Here is a 17,857-nt window from a genome sequence, read left to right as displayed (position 1 = left end):
GGCGCTCAGCGCCGGGCCGGCCAGACCACGGCGGCGGCTCCCGAGCCGCGGCGCACCGGTTCGGCGGCGGCGATCATGGCACCGTGCCGACCGAACTCGATCGCCGTGGCCGCGCCGAGCTCCGGGGTGTCCTCGGCGAACTGGTGACCGAGCGCGGTCAGCGCCGGGCCGTACCGGCTGTGGAAGGCCGGCTCGGCCACGATGCCGGCGGTGTTGCGCTGCGAGGCTCGCGGCGCGGCCATCGCCTCCGGCAGGCTCATGCCGAGTTCGACGCGGTCCACCAGCATCTGCAACACGGTGGTGATGATGGTGGAGCCGCCGGGTGAGCCCAGCGCGAGGAACGGCTTGCCATGCTTCAGCACGATCGTCGGCGACATCGAGCTGCGCGGGCGTTTGCCCGGTCCGGGCAGGTTCGGGTCCGGCGCGTCGCCCTGGGTGGGTGCGAAGTTGAAGTCGGTCAGCTCGTTGTTGAGCAGGAAGCCGCGACCCGGCACCACCATCGCGTTGCCGCCGATCTGTTCGATCGTCAGGGTGTATTCGACGACGTTGCCCCAGCGGTCGGCGACGGTCAGGTTGGTGGTGCTCTGCCCGTTCTCCACCGGAGCGCCGGCGGTGGCCGGGGTGCACCCCGAGGCATTGATGTCGCCCGGCGGGACCGGCTTGGCCAAGGCCCGCCCGGGGTCGATCTGGCAGGCACGCTTGGCCGCCCAGGATTCGCTGACCAGCTTCTTCAGCACCGGCTGGGGGGTGTAGTCGCCGACGTAGCGGTTGCGATCGGCGAACGACAATGCGCTCGCCTCCAGGTATCGGTGCAGCACCCCGACGGTGCTGTCCGGCGTGCCGGCCTGCTCGATGATGTTCAGCGCCTCGCCCACGGCGGTGCCGCCGCTGGACGGCGTGGACATGCCGTGCACGGTGAGGCCGCGGAAGTCCGACGTGGTGGGCGCCGGGTAGCGCACGCGGTACCCGGCCAGATCGGACAGGCGCAGGTCGGCGGGGCGGATCGGGTAGTCCCAGGTGCCGACCGGGTCCGCGGCGAGCGGCGGATGTTGCACGGTGGCGGCGATGTCCCGGCCCACCGCGCCGCGGTAGAAGACGTCGGCGCCGCGCCGGGCGATGAGCCGGTAGGTGGCGGCGAGGTCCGGGTTGCGCTGCACCGAGCCGACCGCGGGCGGCTGGCCGCCGGGCAGGTACAGCTCGCTCGTCGAGGAGAACTGCCCGAAGGCGTCGCGGTTGCCGGCGACCTGCTGGTTGAACGTGGCGTCCACGGTGAAGCCCCGCTGCGCCACCCGGGCCGCCGGCATCAGCAACGCGCCCAGGGAGCGGCTGCCCCAGCGGCGCGCCGCGGCGTCCCAGGTGGCCAGGGTGCCCGGCACGCCCGCGGACAGGCCGCTGACCCGGGCCTCCTGGAAGTCGTACGGCTCCCCGGTCTGCGGATCGATGAAGGTGTCCTCGGTCATCGACGCCGGGCCGGCCTCGCGTCCGTCGATGGTGGAGACGGTGCCGCGCCGCGCGTCGTAGTAGACGAAGAAGCCGCCTCCGCCGATGCCCGCCGAGAACGGCTCGGTCACGCCGAGCACGGCCGCCGCGGCCACCGCGGCGTCCACCGCGTTGCCGCCGTGCCGCAACACGTCCAGCCCGGCGGCGGTGGCCGTGGCGTCGACGGTCGAGACGGCGCCACCGTAGCCGTACGCGGTGGGCGTGGACGGTGGCGTGCCCTGTGCCGCCCCGTGTGCCTGTGCCGCCCCGGGCGCCGCGAGCGGCGTGGTCACGGCGAGCGCGGCCACACCGGCCAGCGCCATCATGCGTCGGAGCCGCGTCGATCCTGGGTGGGACATCGATCCTCCGTGGGACAGAGTGAACGGTCCATCCCTGCCTACCGGTGATCGACCCGGCGCACAACCGCTGACGGCGATGCGGACTACCGATGCGTCGCGGCGGCCGCCCAGGTGGTGAACATCGACGCGTATCGCCCCTCGGCAGCCATCAGCTCGGCATGCGTGCCCGACTCGACCACGCGATGATCGTCCACCACGATGATCCGGTCCGCCCGCATCGCCGTGGACAGCCGGTGTGCCACCAGGATCGCGGTGCGTCCGTCCAGCAACGTGTCCAGGGCCGACTCCACCCGCAGCTCGGAGGCCAGGTCCAGGTTCGAGGTGGCCTCGTCCAGCACCACCACCCGCGGTTCGGCCAGGAACGCGCGGGCCAGGGCGAGCAACTGGCGTTCGCCGGAGGAGACCGACTGGCCACGTTCGTGCAGCGGCGCGTCCAGGCCGCCGGGTGATCGCTCGACGAGGTCACGCAGCCCGACCGCGTCCACTGCGGCCCACACCTGCTCATCGCTCGCCGCCGGGCGGGCGAAGGCGATGTTGTCGCGCAACGTGCCGGCGAACAGGAAGGGTTCCTGCGGCACCACCCCGATCTGGGTGCGCAGCGAGTCCAGGGTCACCTCGCGCAGGTCGTGCCCGTCGATCAGGATCCGGCCGGCGGTCGGGTCGTAGAGCCGGGTGACCAGCTTGGCCAGGGTGGACTTGCCCGCGCCGGTGGGGCCCACGCAGGCCACCGTCTCCCCCGCCGCGATGGTCAGGTCGATTCCGGACAGCACCGGCCGGTCGCTCTGGTAGCCGAAGGTGACGTCCTCGAAGCGGATCTCCCCGCGGATCGGGGGCAGCACCCGGGCCGCCGCCGCGACCGGCACCGACGGCGGCCGGGCCAGCAGCCCACGGATCTTGCCGACCGCCGCGCGGGCCTGCTGATACTGCGTGTAGAGCTGCACCAACTGTTGCACCGGCTGGAAGAACGCGTTGATGTAGAGCACGAAGGCGGTCAGCTCGCCGATGGTGAGGCTGCCACGCAGCACCATCCGGCCGCCGATCAGCAGCATCACCGCCATCGCCACCAGGCCGATCACCGAGGTGCCGGGCCCGTAGATGGCGTTGATCCGGCCGGTGAAGTCGTTGGCGTCCCGGTACGCGCCGACCACGTCGCGGTGCGCGACGACGTTGCGGTCCGCGCGGTTGTGCGCGGTGACCACGCGGACGCCGTTGATGCTCTCGGACAGGTCGGCGAACATCGCGGCGATGGTGTCGCGTTGCCGGTTGTATCCTCGGTCGGCCGCCCGCCGGAACCACAGCGAGGCCGCGGTCAGCGGTGGCACCACCAGCGCCAGGGTGATCAGGGCCAGTTCGGGGTCGTAGTGGAACAGCACCGCGGTCACCACGATCATGGTCAGGCCCTGGATGCCGAACTGGGCGAAGCCGTCCTGCAACAGGTTCTGCAGCGACTCCACATCGGAGGTCATCCGGGTGAGGGTCACCCCGGCCTTCTCGTCGGTGTAGTAGTCCAGCGACTGGCGCTGCAGGTGGGCGAAGACCCGGATGCGCAGGTCGCGGGTGGCGGACGCGGCAAGCCGACCGGACAGGCGCATCCGGGCGGCGCTGGCCAGCCCGGTCAGCAGCACCGCCGCCGCGAACGCCGCCGTGGCGACGATCAGCACCCGCAGGTTCCGTGCCGCGATGCCGTGGTCGATGCCGACCTGCACCAGGTATGGGCCGGCCTGCAACAGCAACGTCTCGACCGCCACGGCCGACGCGGCGGCGATCAGGTGACCGGGTCGGCGCGCGAGCAGGCGGACCAGGGTGACCCGGCCGCCCCGGTCGTCCACCGGTTCGTAGGTGACCCGCGGATCGCCGTGGTCGGGCTCGCGGGCCTCCAGCGCCGCGACGCCGGCGGCCAGATCGGCGGGAATGCCGGCAAACGGCAGCCCGTTGCCCGAGCGGCCGGCGCCGCCCAGTGCGGAGTGGCCGCCTTGACGGAAGCCGCCGAACCCGCCGCCGAACATGCTCATCGGCTCTCCTCCAGCGCATCCGCGCCGTCCGCCGGCTCGTTCTGCGCGGCAAGCACGGCCGCGTAACGGGGTTCGCCGGCGAGCAGGTCGGCGTGGGCGCCGGACGCGACGACCCGGCCGCGTTCCATCAGCACCACCCGGTCGGCCAGGCCGATGGTGGACAGCCGGTGGGCGACGATCACGGTGGTCCGGCCGGCCATCGCGGTGCGCAGACCGGCGTGGATGCGCTGCTCCACGTGCACGTCGATGGCGCTTGTCGCGTCGTCGAGGACCAGCACCGGCGGGTTGACCAGCAACGCGCGGGCGATGGCGATGCGCTGGCGCTGCCCGCCGGACAGCGTGTAGCCGCGCTCGCCGACCACGGTGTCGTAACCGTCGGGCAGTTCCCGGACGAACCCGTCGGCGCCTGCCGCCTGCGCCGCGGCCATCACGTCGGCACGCGAGGCCGCCGGCCTGCCGTACGCGATGTTGTCGTGAATCGACAGCGAGAACAGGAACGGCTCGTCCGGCACAATGCCGACCTGGTCGCGCAGATCGGCCAGGGCCAGGGTGCGGATGTCGTGACCGTCGATGGTGATGCTGCCGGAGGTGACGTCGTAGAAGCGGGCGATCAGCCGGCCCAGCGTCGATTTGCCCGAGCCGGTGGCGCCGACCACGGCCACCGTCTCCCCCGGCCGTACGTGCAGGTCGAGGCCGGTCAGCGCGACGGTGCCGTCCGGGTAGGCGAACCGCACGCCGGTGAATCGCAGGTCACCCCGCACCCGACCGCGGCGCGGTTGCGGCGGATCGGTCACGTCGCTGCGGGTGTCCAGGATCTGGTAGATGCGCCGGGCGGACGCGGATGCCCGCTGCCCCATCATGATCATCATGCCGAGCATCCGGAACGGCGGCTGGAGCATCAGCACATACGAGTTGAAGGCCACGATGGTGCCGACCGTGGTCTGCCCGCGGATCGCCATCATCCCGCCGATCAGCAGCACCAGCGCGAGGCCGAGGCGGGGCAGGTTGTCCAGCAGCGGCGACCAGCGGCTACGGATCCGGGCGTCCTGCAGGTAGGCCCACCGGACCCGGTCGGCGGAGGCGGCCAGGGCGCGCACCTGCCGGCCCTCGGCCGCGAACGCCTTCACCACGCGGACGCCCTGGATGTTCTCGTCCACCACGGTGGCCAACTCGGCCAGCCGGGCCTGGATCATCCAGGAGACCGGGAAGACCGCCTTGCGCATGGTGACCCCGAGGATCCCGATGACCGGCATGGTGATCATCGCGACGATGGCGAGCGGCACGTTGATCGACAGCATCAGCACGAACGCCACCAGCGCGATGGTGCACTGCACCAGGATCGACGGGCCGAAGGAGAGGTACATCTGCACGGCTCGGATGTCGGAGCTGGAGCGGGACATCAGCTCGCCGGACTGCACCCGGTCGTAGAAGGAGAAGGACAGCCGGGCCAGATGCGCGTAGACGATGTTGCGCAGGTCGTACTCCATCTCGTACGCGGTGCGCAGCAGATAGAGCCGGGCCAGGTAGTTGATGACGCCCTGGGCAAGCGCGAGCGCCACGATCCAGCCGACATAGGTGGACAGCCGCGCGGTCTGGTCCACCACCGCACGGTCGATGCCCACCCGGACCAGGTTCGGGATCTGCACCTGGACGATCAGTCCGACGAAGGACAGCAGCAACGAGGTGACGAGCAGGCCACGGTGCGCCTTCACCAGCGGCCACGCCCGCCGGAGCCAGGGCTTGGTGCGGTCCGGGTCGATGGCCGCCCTGGGGGCACGACGCGCCACGAGGCCCTCCTGACGGGGTAGTTAGCCTGGCTAACGATACCCCTCGGAGCGCGCGGTCCCCGACGTGTCGATGCTCACCCGGGCCACCACGACGGCGGGCGGGCGGACCGCGTCCGCTCCGGACGCGACCCGCTACGCCGGGCCCGGCGACGACCGCGTCCCGCGATGCCCGAAGCGCTGACGCGTCACCGCTTCGGCCACGGAGGCATGTCCGCGATGACCGCAGCGTACTGGGCCACCTGCCGATCGTTCGGCACCACGCCCAGACTTCGCAGACTTTGTTCGATCACGCCACGCACCACTTCGTCGGGCTGCCCGCGATGCGTGCGCATGACTCGGTTGACCACATAATCGACACGAAGCTGGAGCTGCCAGCCGGGGGGATGGCTACCGCCGGTCGAGGCGAGGCTCACGGAGGCAACAGGTTCCATGACTAGAGTGTCGGAAGTCGGGGTGCTCCGCGGAAGAGACGGGACGGCGGTGCACCCGGGCCGCACCCGAGTCGCACCGCCTTCTCCATCAAACGGTCGCCGTCGTCTCCGCTCAGTGCTCGGAGTCCGGCTCCTCGCTTCGGGCCTGCCCGGCGGACGGCACCTCGACCGGCCGCCACCACCGCCACAGCAGGAACAGGCCGCCGAGCACCAGCATCGCCAGGCCCATCCAGAGGTTGATCCGCACGCCCTGCGCCTTGTCGATCTCCGCACTGTTGTCGAAGATGCCGAGCAGCGTGACAAGCACGCCGTACAGGACGAACAGGCCGCCGATCACCAGGCGTACGTCGAACAGCTTGGCCGCGGCCGACCGGCTCTGCAGTTCCTCGCTCTGCGCGACCAGCTCATCCTCGGTCCCGCCGGAGTCGCCGGGCCGGGTGTTGTCGTCGGACATGATCGCTCCTTTCGCTGCGCCCGCGGATCACCAGACGGGGATGTAGAGGATGAACGCCAGCACCACCGCGATGGTGCCGAGCAGCGCCGGGTTGCGCCACCACACCTTGTCCCCGGCGACGATCACGTCACCCGAGGTGGTCGGGCCGGCCAGACCGTAGACCAGGCCGCGCAGCTCGTCGTCGCGCTTGGACGGGGTGAAGAAGGTGACCGCCACCGCGAACACCACGGCGGTGACGAACGCCAGGCCGGCGCCCCAGAAGCTCTCCTCCAGGTCGGAGTTGAACGAGATGGCACCACCCAGGTACGACAGGTACAGCGTCAGCGACGCCAGCGTGCCCAGCAGCAGCGACCAGAACCCGGCCCAGGCGGTCATCCGCTTCCAGAACATGCCCACGATGAACGTGGCGAACAGCGGGGCGTTGATCAGTGAGAACAGCGCCTGGATGTAGTTCATGATGTTGCTGAAGCCGGCCGCGATGAACGCGGTGCCGATGCCGACGATCACGCCGACGACGGTGGCGGTCCGGCCCACCCGCAGGTAGTGCTGGTCACTCTCGTGCTTGCGGATGTACGACTGCCAGATGTCGTAGGTGAAAACGGTGTTGAAGCCGCTCACGTTGGCCGCCATGCCGGCCATGAACGACGCCACCAGGCCGGTCACCGCCACGCCCAGCACCCCGTTGGGCAGCAGGTCGCGCATCAGCAACGGGATCGAGTTGTTGTAGACCAGGTCTCCGGAGTCGGCGCCCAGCCCCTTGACCGTGACGATGGCGATCAGCCCGGGGATCACGGTGACCGCCGGGATCACCATCTTCGGGAACGCGGCGATGATCGGCGTCCGCCGGGCGGCGCTCATGTCCTTGGCGCTCAGCGCACGCTGCACCTCGGCGAAGTTGGTGGTCCAGTATCCGAAGGAGAGCACGAAGCCGAGGCCGAACACGATGCCGATCCAGTTCGCGCCCAGCGGGTTGCCGGTGCCCGCGGTGTCCCGCCAGGCGTGCAACGCCCCCTCGCCGAGGTCGCTGTTGCGGACCGCGTCGAAGAGCCCGTCCACGCCGCCGACCTTGACCAGGCCGATGATCGTGATCGGCACGAGCCCGGCCAGGATCACGAAGAACTGCAGCACCTCGTTGTAGATCGCCGAGGAGAGCCCGCCGACGGTGATGTAGACCAGCACGATGACCGCGCCCAGGATGATGGCGACCCACAGCGGCCAGCCGAGCAGCGCGTCCAGGATCAGCGCCAGGGCGTACAGGTTCACCCCGGCGATCAGCACCTGCGCGACCGCGAAGATCACCGCGTTGAGCAGGTGCGTCGGCCGGTTGAAGCGCAGCCGCAGGAACTCCGGCACGCTGCGGACCTTCGAGCCGTAGTAGAAGGGCATCATCACGATGCCCAGGAAGACCATGGCCGGCACCGCGCCGATCCAGTAGTAGTGCAGCGTCATCAGGCCGTACTGCGCGCCGTTGGCGGCCATCCCGATGATCTCCAGGGCGCCCAGGTTGGCGGAGACGAACGCCAGGCCCGTCACCCAGGCAGGCATCGATCTCCCGGAGAGGAAGAAGTCCGCACTGGTGCTGATCGCTCTTCGGGCGGCGAAGCCGATGCCCAGCACCGTGGCGAAATAGACCGCCAGGATCAGGTAGTCGAAGACGTCGAGATTGAGCCTGAGTCCGCTCTCCGCGGCGAGTAATTCCACGGGCGACCCCCTTCCGTTCCGGCGGTCCACCTACCCGTGGCGAGGATCTTTCACACGCTTATCTGTCAGGCGTGTTACCGATTCGCGCACCCGCGGGCTCGGCAGGGCTCCCCCGGGCTCAGCGCAGCTTCTGCACCGCTTCCGGCGTCAAATCCGCGATCCCGTCGAGCACCATGTCGGCGGCGGCCAACGCGTCGGCCGCGGGCGGGTAGACGCCGTGCGGTACGCACACCACGGCCAGCCCGGCGGCGGCGGCGGACCGCAGCCCGTTGCTGGAATCCTCCACCGCCGCGCACGCCGCGGGCGGCAGGCCGAGCCGCCGGGCTGCCTCCTCGTACACGTCCGGGGCGGGCTTGCCGCGCGGCACCTCCTCGGTGGACAGCGTCACCCGGAACGCGCCCGCCAACCCGGCGGTGTCCAGCACCTGATCGATGAGCAAGCGCGCGGACGAGCTGGCCAGCGCGAGCGGATAGCGCTCCGCCATCGCGCGCACCACCGCTACCGAGCCGTCGATCACCGGGAGCGCCGCCCGGTAGCGTTGCGCCATCCGGGCCAGCACGTCACCGGCGACCTGCTCGGGGCTGCGCGGCACGCCCACCTCGTGGCTGAGGTGGGCGGACCACTCGCCGGTGCTCATGCCCATCATGCGGTCCTGGCTGTCCGGCAGGAACTGGCGGCCGTGCTCGGCGACGTACGCCCGGCGCACCTGCTCCCAGACACCCTCGGAGTCGATGATCACCCCGTCCAGGTCGAAGACGACCGCCCGGATCGCGCTCACAGCGCCTGAGCCGCGGGCATGATCTCGTTGCGGAACAGCTCGAACTGCTTGATGTCCCAGGCGTTGCGCAGCGAACCGTGCGCCACGGTGAACCCCTTCCGCGCCAGTTCCCGCAGACCCTCGATGGTCTCGCCGACCCGCTCGCCGCTCTCGCCGAGGTCGAAGTTGAACAGCGCGGTCTTCTCGATCTCGTCGTAGTCGCGGCCGACCGCTTCGCAGTGCCCGCGCAGCACGTCCAGCTTGTGCTCCACGTCCGGGCCGTTGAACAGGTTGCACGCGTCGGCATACTGGGCGACCAGCCGCAGGGTCTTCTTCTCGCCGCCGCCCCCGATGAGGATCGGCGGATGCGGCCGGCTCAGCGGCAGCGGCGAGTTGAGCAACCGGCCGAGCTGGTAATGCCGCCCCTGGTAGGCGGTCTCGTCGCCGTCGAACATCCGCCGGCAGATCTGCAGCGCCTCCTCAAGGCGCTCGAACCGCTCCGCGGTCGGCGGGAACGGCAGCCCGAGACCCCTCGACTCCTCCTCGTTCCAGGCCGCGCCGATGCCCAGCATGGCCCGCCCGCCGGAGAGCACGTCAAGGGTGGTGACCGCCTTGGCCAGCAACCCCGGCTCCCGGTAGACCACGCCGGTCACCAGAGTGAGCAGCTTGGCCCGGCGGGTGTGCGCGGCCAGGTAGCCCAGCGCCGTGTACGCCTCAAGCATGTCGTGCTCCGGCGGGCCGATGACGTGGATCTGCCACAGGTGATCCATGACGCTGATCCGGTCGAAGCCTGCCTCGTCGGCGGCGGAGGCGACGTCGCCGAGCACGGCACCCAGCCGGGGCGCACCCTCGGGCCAGGTGAAATTGGAGATGTGCAGACCGAGTTTCACGACGTGGTCCTTTCGTTGCGACGGTTGAACCCTAGCTCCGCAACCGGGGCAGGATCTGCTCGCCGTACAGGTGCAGGAACCGCTCCTGATCCGGACCGGGCGCATGGAACACCAGGTGGGTGAAGCCCATGTCGAGGTATTCGCGCACCTTGGCGGCGTGCTCGTCCGGGTCGTCGGACACGATCCACCGGGTGGCGGTCCGCTCGGCCGGCAACGCGTCGGCGCGACGCTGCATCTCGATCGGATCCTCGACGCCCGTCTTCTCCTCCGGCGACAGCGCCAGCGCGCCCCAGTGCCGGGTGTCCGCACGCGCCCGGTCCCGGTCGGGGTCGAAGGACACCTTCACCTCGATCATCAGATCGATGTCGTCGGCCTTGCGGTCCGCCTTGGCGGCGCCCTCGCGCACCGCCGGCAGCAGCGTCTCGGTGTAGAGGTCGTGTCCCTTGCCGCTGGTGGTGATGAAACCGTCGGCCACCCGGCCGGCCAGCCGCGTCGCGGACGGCCCGGAGGCGCCGATGTAGAGCGGCACCGGCTGCTCCGGCTTGTCGTAGATGGTCGCGTGCTCGGTGCGGAAGTAGGTGCCCTCGAAGGTCACCCGGTCCTCGGTCCACAGCCGGCGGATCAGCGTCACCGCCTCGCGCAGCCGCGCGTAGCGCTCCTTGCCGTCCGGCCAGGTCAGACCCAGCGGCACCTCGTTGAGCGACTCACCGGAGCCGACGCCGAGCACGACCCGCCCGGGGGCCAGGCAGCCGAGCGTGGCGAACGCCTGGGCGATCACCGCCGGGTGGTAGCGGAACGTGGGCGTGAGCACGCTCGTGCCGACGAGCACCCGGCTGGTGCGCATGACCAGCGCCCCGAGCCACGGGAGCGCGGCCGGGGCGTGACCGCCGTCGTGCCGCCACGGTTGCAGGTGGTCGCTGACGAACACCGAGTCGAAACCGAGCTCCTCGGCGCGCACTCCGTAGCCCAGCAGCTCGGCCGGCGCGAACTGTTCTGCCGAAGCCTTGTACCCGAACCGAATCATGTTCGCAGCCTATCCCGCGGCCCGGTACGCCTTACCCGCCTCGGTGGGGGTGTCCCCGTCGCGATAGAGACCGAAGTCGGCGCTGTCACCGACCGCCGGCAGCCCGAACCACGCATACCGTTCGACGTACGAGCGCTTCTCCATGCCGCGCGTCGTGCCCCTGATGAAGGCGGCCTCCTGCGCCCCGGTCGGATACTTCGGGGACCCCCCGAAGTTGATCAGGCCGTACTCGGTCACCCAGATCGGCTTCCCGTACCGCCGGTGCACCGCGTCCACGTACCCGAGGAACTGGTCGACCGCGGCGTCGCTGAAGTCCGAGCCGTACCAGTGCAGGGTGATGAAGTCGACGCGCAGCCCGCGGTCGGTCGCGCCGCTCATGAACTGGTCCAGCCAGCCGCCGGGGGTGTCGCCGCCGTAGGCGACCGCCGGGCTGCCCAGCCGCATGCCTGTCGCCTCCAGCCGGGGCCAGGCGGCGAGCGCGTTCGCCACGCTCATGTCCGCCTGGCCGCCCATGTCCGGCTCGTTGAAGCCGAGCAGCACCTTTCCCTCACGCCGGGCCTGCGCCAGGGTCGCGTCGGTGACGTTGTCCTTGCCCCAGATCATCGGGACGAACTCGACGCCCGACGGGCCGGGCACGTCGTCGTTGTTCGAGGCCCAGTTGTAGTACCACCCGGCCCCGACGTCACGCAGCGCCGCCTTCATCCCGGCGAACTTCCAGACGCTGACACCCTTCTTCCGGGACGCTGCCGCGGGCGCCGGCGCGGCAGCCGCGACCGAGGTCTTCGCGGCACGCGACGGCGTGGTCGTCGACGGCGACGCGGTGGCCGTCGCGGCGGCCGAGGTGGCGCTCGGCGTGGGCGACGGCAGTGACAACCGCGGCGTCGGCGCCTGGGACGAGACGACCGCGGCCTGGGTCACCGGGTCGTCGCCCTGGTGCTGGTGGTACACCACGGCTGCCGCGCCGCCGCCAGCCACCGCGGTGGTGGTCAGCGCCGCGGTCAGCGCCCGGCGGGTGAGCCCGAAGGCGATCTTGCCAGCCAGCGCGTGGCTGCCGTGGCCGGCGCCGTGCACGGCGGCCGTCCCGCCCAGGCCCAGGTGAGCCGGCAGGCCGTGCGGCGCCGGCAGCAGCGCCATCCCGGCCAGCAACCGTTCCGCGGCGACCAGACCGGACCAAGCCGGGGAACAGAGCCGGCAGTCGCGGGTGTGCCGGGCGATCCGCTTGCGCCAGAGGCTGCCGGGGCGCCCGTCCCAGTCCGCCACCACCGCGTCCAGGTCCGGGCACCGCGGCGTCGCGCTCAGCGCGCGCACCACCACACGGGCCGTCTCCAACTGGCCCTTCATCCGTTGGATGCGGACCGCGGCATGCTGCCGGGTCACGCCGGTGGCCGCCACGATCTCGTCCCGGGTCAGTTCGCCGGAGGCCTCCAGCCACCACAACGACAGCAGTTCCCGGTTGTCCTCGTCCAGCCAGCGGGTAGCCTCCGCGGTCTCCCTGCGCTGCCCGGACAGTTCCAGCCGGGTGATCGCCAGGTCGGTGAAGTCGGCGCCGGGGTCCCGCACGTCGGCCGGCAGCAGCGCATCGGGGGCGCCACGTCGGGCCCGGAACCGTTCCCGCACCTGCCGCACGGTGATCGCCACCAGCCAGGACCGGAAGGCGTCCGGGTCACGGAGCTCGCCGAGATTGCGCAACACTCGCAGCATGACGTCCTGCACCACGTCGTCCACGTCGGCGTGCCCGTCCAGCGCCCGGCCCACGATGGTGTAGACGAGCGGCAGATATCCCGCCACGAGCCGGTCGACGGCCCCGGGGTCGCCCGCGCGGGCTGCCACCACTGTCGCGGTGTCCGGTTGTTCCGGCATGTGTGCTCAGCCCTTCCCTCGGCGGTCGATCATCGCGCACGATGCCGCCTCGCGACACCGCCGGGAAGGGAGACGATGCGGCGCACCCGGGATAACAGGAATCGGCCGGGCGGATTATCCACCGCGTCATGGGGAACTCTTAGGCAAGGTCAGCAACCGGTGGCCGCCCGGCACACGAGGGGAGCGAACGACGATGCGCATGTCCGTACGTCTCAACCTCCCGTGCGAGGTGGACAGCGTGCCCGCGGTGCGACGGTTGCTGCGCTGCGCGCTCGGCGTGCTGCACGTCGACCGCCAGTACGGCGCCGACCTGGAGCTCGCCCTCACCGAAGCCTGCGGAAACGTGGTCAAACATGCCTCCGGCGCGGACAAGTTCGAGGTCAGCCTTGAGGTGGCCGACGATCGGTGCGCCATCGACGTGCGGGACAACGGCACCGGATTCGACATCGGCGAGGCGGCCGGGGACGACCCGGGCGCGGACAGCGAGCACGGCCGTGGACTCTTCCTCATCAGAGCGCTGAGTGACAACGTCCGCCTGCAGTCGACGCCGCGCAGCGGCAGCCTCATCCACTTCGAGAAGACCTTCGCCTGACCATCTCGGCGGGCACATCCCTCGATGCCCTATCCTCCTTGCTCCGTAGCAAATATTGCCGTACGACGACGAGAAGATCGTCGCTTACCGGCCGACGTAACCGTGCCCGGAGAACGAGGAGAGGCCAGTTTGTCCGACAGTCCGACGCCCCTCGGGGCGCTGTTGCGCGCGGCGCCACCTGACCGGCTCGGGGAGGTGGTGGCGCAGCACCTGCGCACCGAAGCCGCCGCCGACCGGGTCGAGATGCTGCTGAGCGATCTGACCATGTCCGGGCTGTGGCCGGCGCTCGACCCTCATCGGCCGGCCGGCGGCCCGATGAGCCAGCGCTGCTTCGGCAGCCAGCTCCCGGTGACCGAACGCGTCGGCGATCCGGGGCGGGTGCATCTGCCGATCACCGCATTCGGCGATCGGCTCGGCGTGTTGTTCGTGGAAACCGGCCGTGCGGTCGACAAGGCCCTGGTCGACCAACTCGCCCTGGTGGCCGACGAGCTCGCGGTCGCGCTGCGCGCCGCCGAGCGGGATACCGACCGGTACCGCCGGGTGCAACGCCGGGAACGTCTCACCATGGCCGCCGAGCTGCAATGGGACCTGCTGCCCGGACGCTCGCTCGGCGATCCGCGCTTCCTGGTCGCCGGGCAGCTCGAACCGGCGTACGACGTGCACGGCGACCACTTCGACTGGTCGGTCACCGGCGACCGGCTGACCGTGACCGTGCTCAACGGGTTCGGCGACGGGCTGCCGGCCGCGCTGCTGACCACCACTTCGGTGAACGCCATGCGCAACGCGCGCCGCTCCGGCGCCGGCATCGTGGAGCAGGCCGAGCTGGCCTCCGACGCGGTGTACGCCCGGCACGGAGGGGCGATGCACACCGCGACGCTGCTGCTGGAGCTGGACCTGATGAGCGGGCGCGTCGACGCGGTGGACGCCGGCTCGCCGCAGGCCATGATCGCCCGCGACGGGGAGATCCGGCCGGTGTCCCTGGAGCAGCAACTGCCGCTGGGCATGTTCGCCGAGACCCGCTACGAGACCCAGGAATTCCACCTGCAACCGGGCGACCGGATGCTCATCGTCAGTGACGGAGTGCACGCAGCGGTGCCGCGCGGTCGTCAGCCGTACGGGCATGCCGCCCTCCCGGCCGCGCTGCGCGGGACGCGACTGCAGCCCGCCACCGAGGCGGTCGGTACGGTGATGCGTGGGCTTCGCGACTATCATGCGGGGGCCGACCAGGAGGATGACGCCGTCATGGTCTGCCTGGATTGGCGGCGCTGAGGAGTCCGCTCGGCTTCGACCGCCGCTGAAGTGGCGGATGGACCGCCTCGTCAACCGTTTGGCCACAGAGCGCAGAGGACCGGCATGGAGCGCGTCTCGGAGTTCGCCACGGCAGTGGAGTCGTCGGTGGACTCGCTGGTAGGAGTGTTGGAAAGCGCGCGGCTGGCGCAGTCGCCGGCGGTGCCACCCGCGCAGTTACGGGTGCTCACCATCATCGCCGACAACCGGCACACGAACATGAGCCGCCTCGCCGAGACCCTGGAGGTGGTGCCGTCCTCGGCCAGCCGCCTGTGCGACCGGCTGGAAGCCACCGGCCTGCTGCGCCGGGTGGCCGACCCGCGGGATCGCCGCGAGGTGCGGCTGACGCTCACCCCGGCGGCCCTGCGGCTGCTGGATCAACTGCACGAGCGGCGGCGTGCGGCGCTCGCCGAAGTCCTGGAACGGATGAGCCTCGCCGGACGGCAGGAACTGGTCCGCGCGCTCCAGGCGTTCGACGCGGCCGCAACGCCGGCGGAGGCGGACGGCGACACACTACGGTCTGCCTGAGCCCCTTAGGCCGTGGCCATCGCCGCCCGCTTTAGCCTCGCCCGGCCACGCATTCTCACCGCCGGCCGGCGCACGCTCGAATCCCCCGGCAGCGGTCGCCTCAGGTGCGAAAACGGTCGTCCCGCGCCGCGGTAAGGCACCTTTCCTGCTCATTCGGTGCACACATCCAGGAAATCCCACGGCATGCCGCCGTAATGCAATGATCGGCGCTCAGCGGCCGTGGGCCTCCCGGTAGGCGTCGCTCACGCTGCTCGGAATGCGCCCGCGCTCGGAGATCTGGTGCCCGTTCCGCAGTGCCCAGTCGCGAATCGCCTTGTTCTCGTCTCGACTGCTGGCGCTGCGACCGCCGAACGCCGCCGATGTGCGCTTCGGGCCGCGCCCGCCGCCCCGGCCCACGCGCGTTCCCGCAGCGATGAACGGATCCAGTGCCTTCCGCAGCCTCCCCGCATTCGCCTCGGAAAGGTCGATCGTGTAGCTGGTCCCGTCCAGGCTGAACTCGACGGTTCGGTCTGCGGTCTTTCCGTCCAGATCGTCGATGAGAGTGGTGATTACTTGCCGCGCCATGCCGACTCCCGCCGCTTGTGTAATAACCGCGCCCAGTCTCCCGCGCGCCGAAGCGCTTGCGCAACTCTTCCGGTAAATTTGACAATCAATTCTCATCGCCATCCCGGCGGACCATCGGCCATCCTGGCAGCAGAATTGCTTGACAGCATTGTGCCGAATACGCACGGCGGGCGATGCGCACCAAGCCGCCCGCGCCGAGCACCGGCGCCGGCGCACGGGCCGTCGCCGCCGTCGAACACCGACGTCTTGCTCACCGCTCTGAACGCGCGGGCCGCCACACACGTACATCCCGGCGGGCGAGCGCCGCTCGATGGATACGCGCTCCGGACAGACGTTAGGGTCGATGCCATGGACGACAACCGTGCCTGGACCGAACGGCGCAAGCAGGCCGTCGCCGGGCACGCCGCCGCCCTCTCCGCGGATCGGGAGGCCGAGGCCGAGCGTGCCGCCGCGCTACTCGCCGACTTCGTCCGGGAGGCCTCGGCACGCGGGCTCACCCCCGGCCCGCTGCGGGTGCGTGCCGTCGACCGCAACGCCACGTACCGCACTCGTCTGCGGGGCTGGTACCTGAAACGCAATCGTTCGGTGGCCGTCGGCGAAGACGGCCGGTATTACGTCCTGTCCGTACCCGCATCGCTGCGGGCCCGCCTGACCGGCGCCGAGATCGCGCCGAGCCTCCCCCGGCTCGTGGTCGGCGCGGGCGGCGGCGACGGTGAGACCATCCCCCTGGCGCAGTTGCTGACGCGCCGGCTCGACGCAGGAGTCACCTGGCCGTGACGTTCGGCTCCACCTCCCACCTGACGAGTTGGCGGACCGCCGCGGTGACCATGACCGCTGCCGTGCTGCTGACCACCGCCGCCCCGGCACGGGCCGCTGCCCCGGCGCAAGCGGCCGTCCCGGCGCGGGCCGCCATATCCGCGCGGGCCGCCGCCGCACCCGAGACGGTGCCGTGCCCCAAGCCCGACGTCAAACCACCGCCCGGCCGCCCGGCTCGCCCGGTTCCGCCGCCGGACGACCCCGCGCTGCGCGCGGTCGGCGGGGACGCCCTGTCCACCGACGGTTTGGTGGTGCCGTCCGGATCGCCCGCCCCTCCGGCGTTGACCGCCACGAGCTGGCTGGTCGCCGACCTGGACACCGGTGAGGTGCTGGGCGGCTGCGGACCGCACGTCTACGGCACCCCGGCCAGCGTGCAGAAGCTGCTGCTGGTCGCCACCGTGATGCCCAAACTCGACCCGGACGCGACGGTCACCGTCACCCGGGCGGATCTGGACATCGAGCCCGGCAGCTCCGCCGTCGGCCTGGTCGCCGGAGGCAAGTACCCGGTGTCGACGCTGTGGCTGGGCCTGCTGCTGAACTCGGGCAACGACGCGGCCAACGCGCTCGCCCGGGTCGGCGGCGACACGGACGGCGGCGGGGTGGCCGCCACGGTCGCCGCGATGAACGACACGGCCAAGCATCTGGGCGCCTTCCAGACGCATGCGGTCACCCCCTCCGGCCTGGACGGCCCGGGGCAGTTCACCAGCGCATACGATCTGGCGCTCATCGCGCGGGTGTGCTTCGACCGGTCGGACTTCCGCAAGTACGCCCTGACGCGTACCGCGAACATGCCCGCCCAGAAGAAGCCGAAGACGGGCGGTTTCCAGTTCCAGAACGAGAACCGCCTGATCGACAACTACAAGGGTGCGCTGGGCGGCAAGACCGGATTCACGCAGTTGGCCCGGCACAGCTATGTGGGTGCCGCGGAGCGTGACGGGCGACGGCTGGTGGCGACGTTGCTGGGCGCCGAGGCGCAGCCGTTGCGGGGCTGGCAGCAGGGCGCCGCGCTGCTCGACTGGGGCTTCTCCCTGCCGCGTGACGCCTCCGTGGGCAAGCTTGTCGATCCGCAGGCGGCCCAGCCGCTCGCGTCGGCGGACGGCGGCGCCGCGGCGCCGGCACCCGCCCCGGCCCGGTCCGCGGACGGCGTGTCGACGACCGCGGCGCGCGACGACGCCCCACCGCGCCTGCTGTCGCTGGGCGCGGCCGCGGCCGTCGCGGTCATCCTGGCGGCCACTCCCCTGTTGCTGCTGCTCACCCAGCGCCGTCGTCGGCGCCGGGTGCGGCGCAGACCGCGTACCGCGCTGAGATCCTGACCG

16 protein-coding genes are annotated in these 17,857 nt (G+C 71.1%); 5 read left to right on the top strand and 11 right to left on the bottom strand.

The window, feature by feature from the left end; translation table 11 throughout:
• Positions 1-5: 5 nt before the first annotated feature.
• The 10 genes from ggt to IEY73_RS09390 all read right to left on the bottom strand — a co-directional run bounded on the left by ggt (position 6) and on the right by IEY73_RS09390 (position 12,754).
• Complete coding sequence (gene ggt / locus IEY73_RS09435) at positions 6-1,805, bottom strand: gamma-glutamyltransferase (protein WP_189078851.1); 1,800 nt, start codon at positions 1,803-1,805, stop codon at positions 6-8.
• Between the two features lie 116 nt (positions 1,806-1,921).
• Complete coding sequence (locus tag IEY73_RS09430; protein WP_189078740.1) at positions 1,922-3,850, bottom strand: ABC transporter ATP-binding protein; 1,929 nt, start codon at positions 3,848-3,850, stop codon at positions 1,922-1,924.
• Positions 3,847-5,637, bottom strand: a complete 1,791-nt coding sequence (locus tag IEY73_RS09425) for an ABC transporter ATP-binding protein (protein ID WP_189078739.1) — start codon at positions 5,635-5,637, stop codon at positions 3,847-3,849. The genes IEY73_RS09430 and IEY73_RS09425 overlap by 4 nt, the downstream gene beginning before the upstream one ends.
• A 185-nt stretch (positions 5,638-5,822) precedes the next feature.
• The gene (locus tag IEY73_RS09420) at positions 5,823-6,068 is read right to left on the bottom strand and encodes a hypothetical protein (RefSeq protein ID WP_189078738.1); all 246 of its coding nucleotides are present in this window, start codon (positions 6,066-6,068) and stop codon (positions 5,823-5,825) included.
• A gap of 112 nt (positions 6,069-6,180) precedes the next feature.
• Positions 6,181-6,522 carry a hypothetical protein gene (locus IEY73_RS09415; protein ID WP_189078737.1) on the bottom strand — a complete coding sequence of 114 codons (342 nt, stop codon included), beginning with the start codon at positions 6,520-6,522 and terminating at the stop codon, positions 6,181-6,183.
• Positions 6,523-6,549: 27 nt separating this feature from the next.
• Positions 6,550-8,223, bottom strand: coding sequence for a sodium:solute symporter family protein (locus tag IEY73_RS09410; protein WP_189078736.1), 1,674 nt, complete (start codon positions 8,221-8,223; stop codon positions 6,550-6,552).
• A gap of 118 nt (positions 8,224-8,341) precedes the next feature.
• Positions 8,342-9,001 carry an HAD family hydrolase gene (locus IEY73_RS09405; RefSeq protein ID WP_189078735.1) on the bottom strand — a complete coding sequence of 220 codons (660 nt, stop codon included), beginning with the start codon at positions 8,999-9,001 and terminating at the stop codon, positions 8,342-8,344.
• On the bottom strand, positions 8,998-9,870 hold the full coding sequence (locus IEY73_RS09400) for an LLM class F420-dependent oxidoreductase (protein ID WP_189078734.1): 873 nt from the start codon (positions 9,868-9,870) through the stop codon (positions 8,998-9,000). Before IEY73_RS09400 ends, IEY73_RS09405 begins: the two co-directional genes overlap by 4 nt.
• Before the next feature lie 31 nt (positions 9,871-9,901).
• On the bottom strand, positions 9,902-10,894 hold the full coding sequence (fgd, locus tag IEY73_RS09395; protein WP_189078733.1) for a glucose-6-phosphate dehydrogenase (coenzyme-F420): 993 nt from the start codon (positions 10,892-10,894) through the stop codon (positions 9,902-9,904).
• Between the two features lie 9 nt (positions 10,895-10,903).
• Positions 10,904-12,754, bottom strand: coding sequence for a sigma-70 family RNA polymerase sigma factor (locus IEY73_RS09390; RefSeq protein WP_189078732.1), 1,851 nt, complete (start codon positions 12,752-12,754; stop codon positions 10,904-10,906).
• Positions 12,755-12,953: 199 nt separating this feature from the next.
• Between IEY73_RS09390 and IEY73_RS09385 the strand changes: the two genes are divergently transcribed.
• From IEY73_RS09385 to IEY73_RS09375, 3 genes are all read left to right on the top strand, one after another.
• Positions 12,954-13,346 carry an ATP-binding protein gene (locus IEY73_RS09385; RefSeq protein ID WP_229715698.1) on the top strand — a complete coding sequence of 131 codons (393 nt, stop codon included), beginning with the start codon at positions 12,954-12,956 and terminating at the stop codon, positions 13,344-13,346.
• Positions 13,347-13,475: 129 nt separating this feature from the next.
• A complete protein-coding gene (locus IEY73_RS09380) occupies positions 13,476-14,615 on the top strand; it encodes a PP2C family protein-serine/threonine phosphatase (protein WP_229715697.1) in 1,140 nt (379 codons plus the stop codon).
• Positions 14,616-14,699: 84 nt separating this feature from the next.
• The gene (locus IEY73_RS09375) at positions 14,700-15,161 is read left to right on the top strand and encodes a MarR family transcriptional regulator (RefSeq protein WP_189078729.1); all 462 of its coding nucleotides are present in this window, start codon (positions 14,700-14,702) and stop codon (positions 15,159-15,161) included.
• A gap of 210 nt (positions 15,162-15,371) precedes the next feature.
• On the opposite strand, the gene IEY73_RS09370 is transcribed toward IEY73_RS09375, so the two are convergent.
• Positions 15,372-15,725, bottom strand: coding sequence for a histone-like nucleoid-structuring protein Lsr2 (locus IEY73_RS09370; RefSeq protein WP_189078728.1), 354 nt, complete (start codon positions 15,723-15,725; stop codon positions 15,372-15,374).
• A 348-nt stretch (positions 15,726-16,073) separates the two neighbouring features.
• Here IEY73_RS09370 and IEY73_RS09365 point away from each other — a divergent pair, with 348 nt between their 5' ends.
• Complete coding sequence (locus IEY73_RS09365; RefSeq protein ID WP_189078727.1) at positions 16,074-16,502, top strand: hypothetical protein; 429 nt, start codon at positions 16,074-16,076, stop codon at positions 16,500-16,502.
• Positions 16,503-16,552: 50 nt separating this feature from the next.
• Entirely contained in the window at positions 16,553-17,854 is a 1,302-nt protein-coding gene (locus tag IEY73_RS09360; protein WP_189078850.1) for a D-alanyl-D-alanine carboxypeptidase family protein, read from the top strand.
• The last annotated feature ends 3 nt before the right edge of the window (positions 17,855-17,857 follow it).

Source organism: Mangrovihabitans endophyticus (genome assembly GCF_014646155.1).
GTDB classification, from domain to species: domain Bacteria; phylum Actinomycetota; class Actinomycetes; order Mycobacteriales; family Micromonosporaceae; genus Actinoplanes; species Actinoplanes endophyticus.
The sequence above is the reverse complement of the archived record's forward strand: the minus strand, read 5'-3'. Positions and strand labels throughout refer to the sequence as shown.

Coding starts and splice junctions, on each gene's coding strand:
- IEY73_RS09370 (WP_189078728.1), bottom strand. CDS start 15,725: ATGGCGCGGCAAGTAATCACCACTCTCATCGACGATCTGGACGGAAAG.
- fgd (WP_189078733.1), bottom strand. CDS start 10,894: ATGATTCGGTTCGGGTACAAGGCTTCGGCAGAACAGTTCGCGCCGGCC.
- IEY73_RS09390 (WP_189078732.1), bottom strand. CDS start 12,754: ATGCCGGAACAACCGGACACCGCGACAGTGGTGGCAGCCCGCGCGGGC.
- IEY73_RS09415 (WP_189078737.1), bottom strand. CDS start 6,522: ATGTCCGACGACAACACCCGGCCCGGCGACTCCGGCGGGACCGAGGAT.
- ggt (WP_189078851.1), bottom strand. CDS start 1,805: ATGATGGCGCTGGCCGGTGTGGCCGCGCTCGCCGTGACCACGCCGCTC.
- IEY73_RS09385 (WP_229715698.1), top strand. CDS start 12,954: ATGTCCGTACGTCTCAACCTCCCGTGCGAGGTGGACAGCGTGCCCGCG.
- IEY73_RS09420 (WP_189078738.1), bottom strand. CDS start 6,068: ATGGAACCTGTTGCCTCCGTGAGCCTCGCCTCGACCGGCGGTAGCCAT.
- IEY73_RS09360 (WP_189078850.1), top strand. CDS start 16,553: ATGACCGCTGCCGTGCTGCTGACCACCGCCGCCCCGGCACGGGCCGCT.
- IEY73_RS09430 (WP_189078740.1), bottom strand. CDS start 3,850: ATGAGCATGTTCGGCGGCGGGTTCGGCGGCTTCCGTCAAGGCGGCCAC.
- IEY73_RS09365 (WP_189078727.1), top strand. CDS start 16,074: ATGGACGACAACCGTGCCTGGACCGAACGGCGCAAGCAGGCCGTCGCC.
- IEY73_RS09375 (WP_189078729.1), top strand. CDS start 14,700: ATGGAGCGCGTCTCGGAGTTCGCCACGGCAGTGGAGTCGTCGGTGGAC.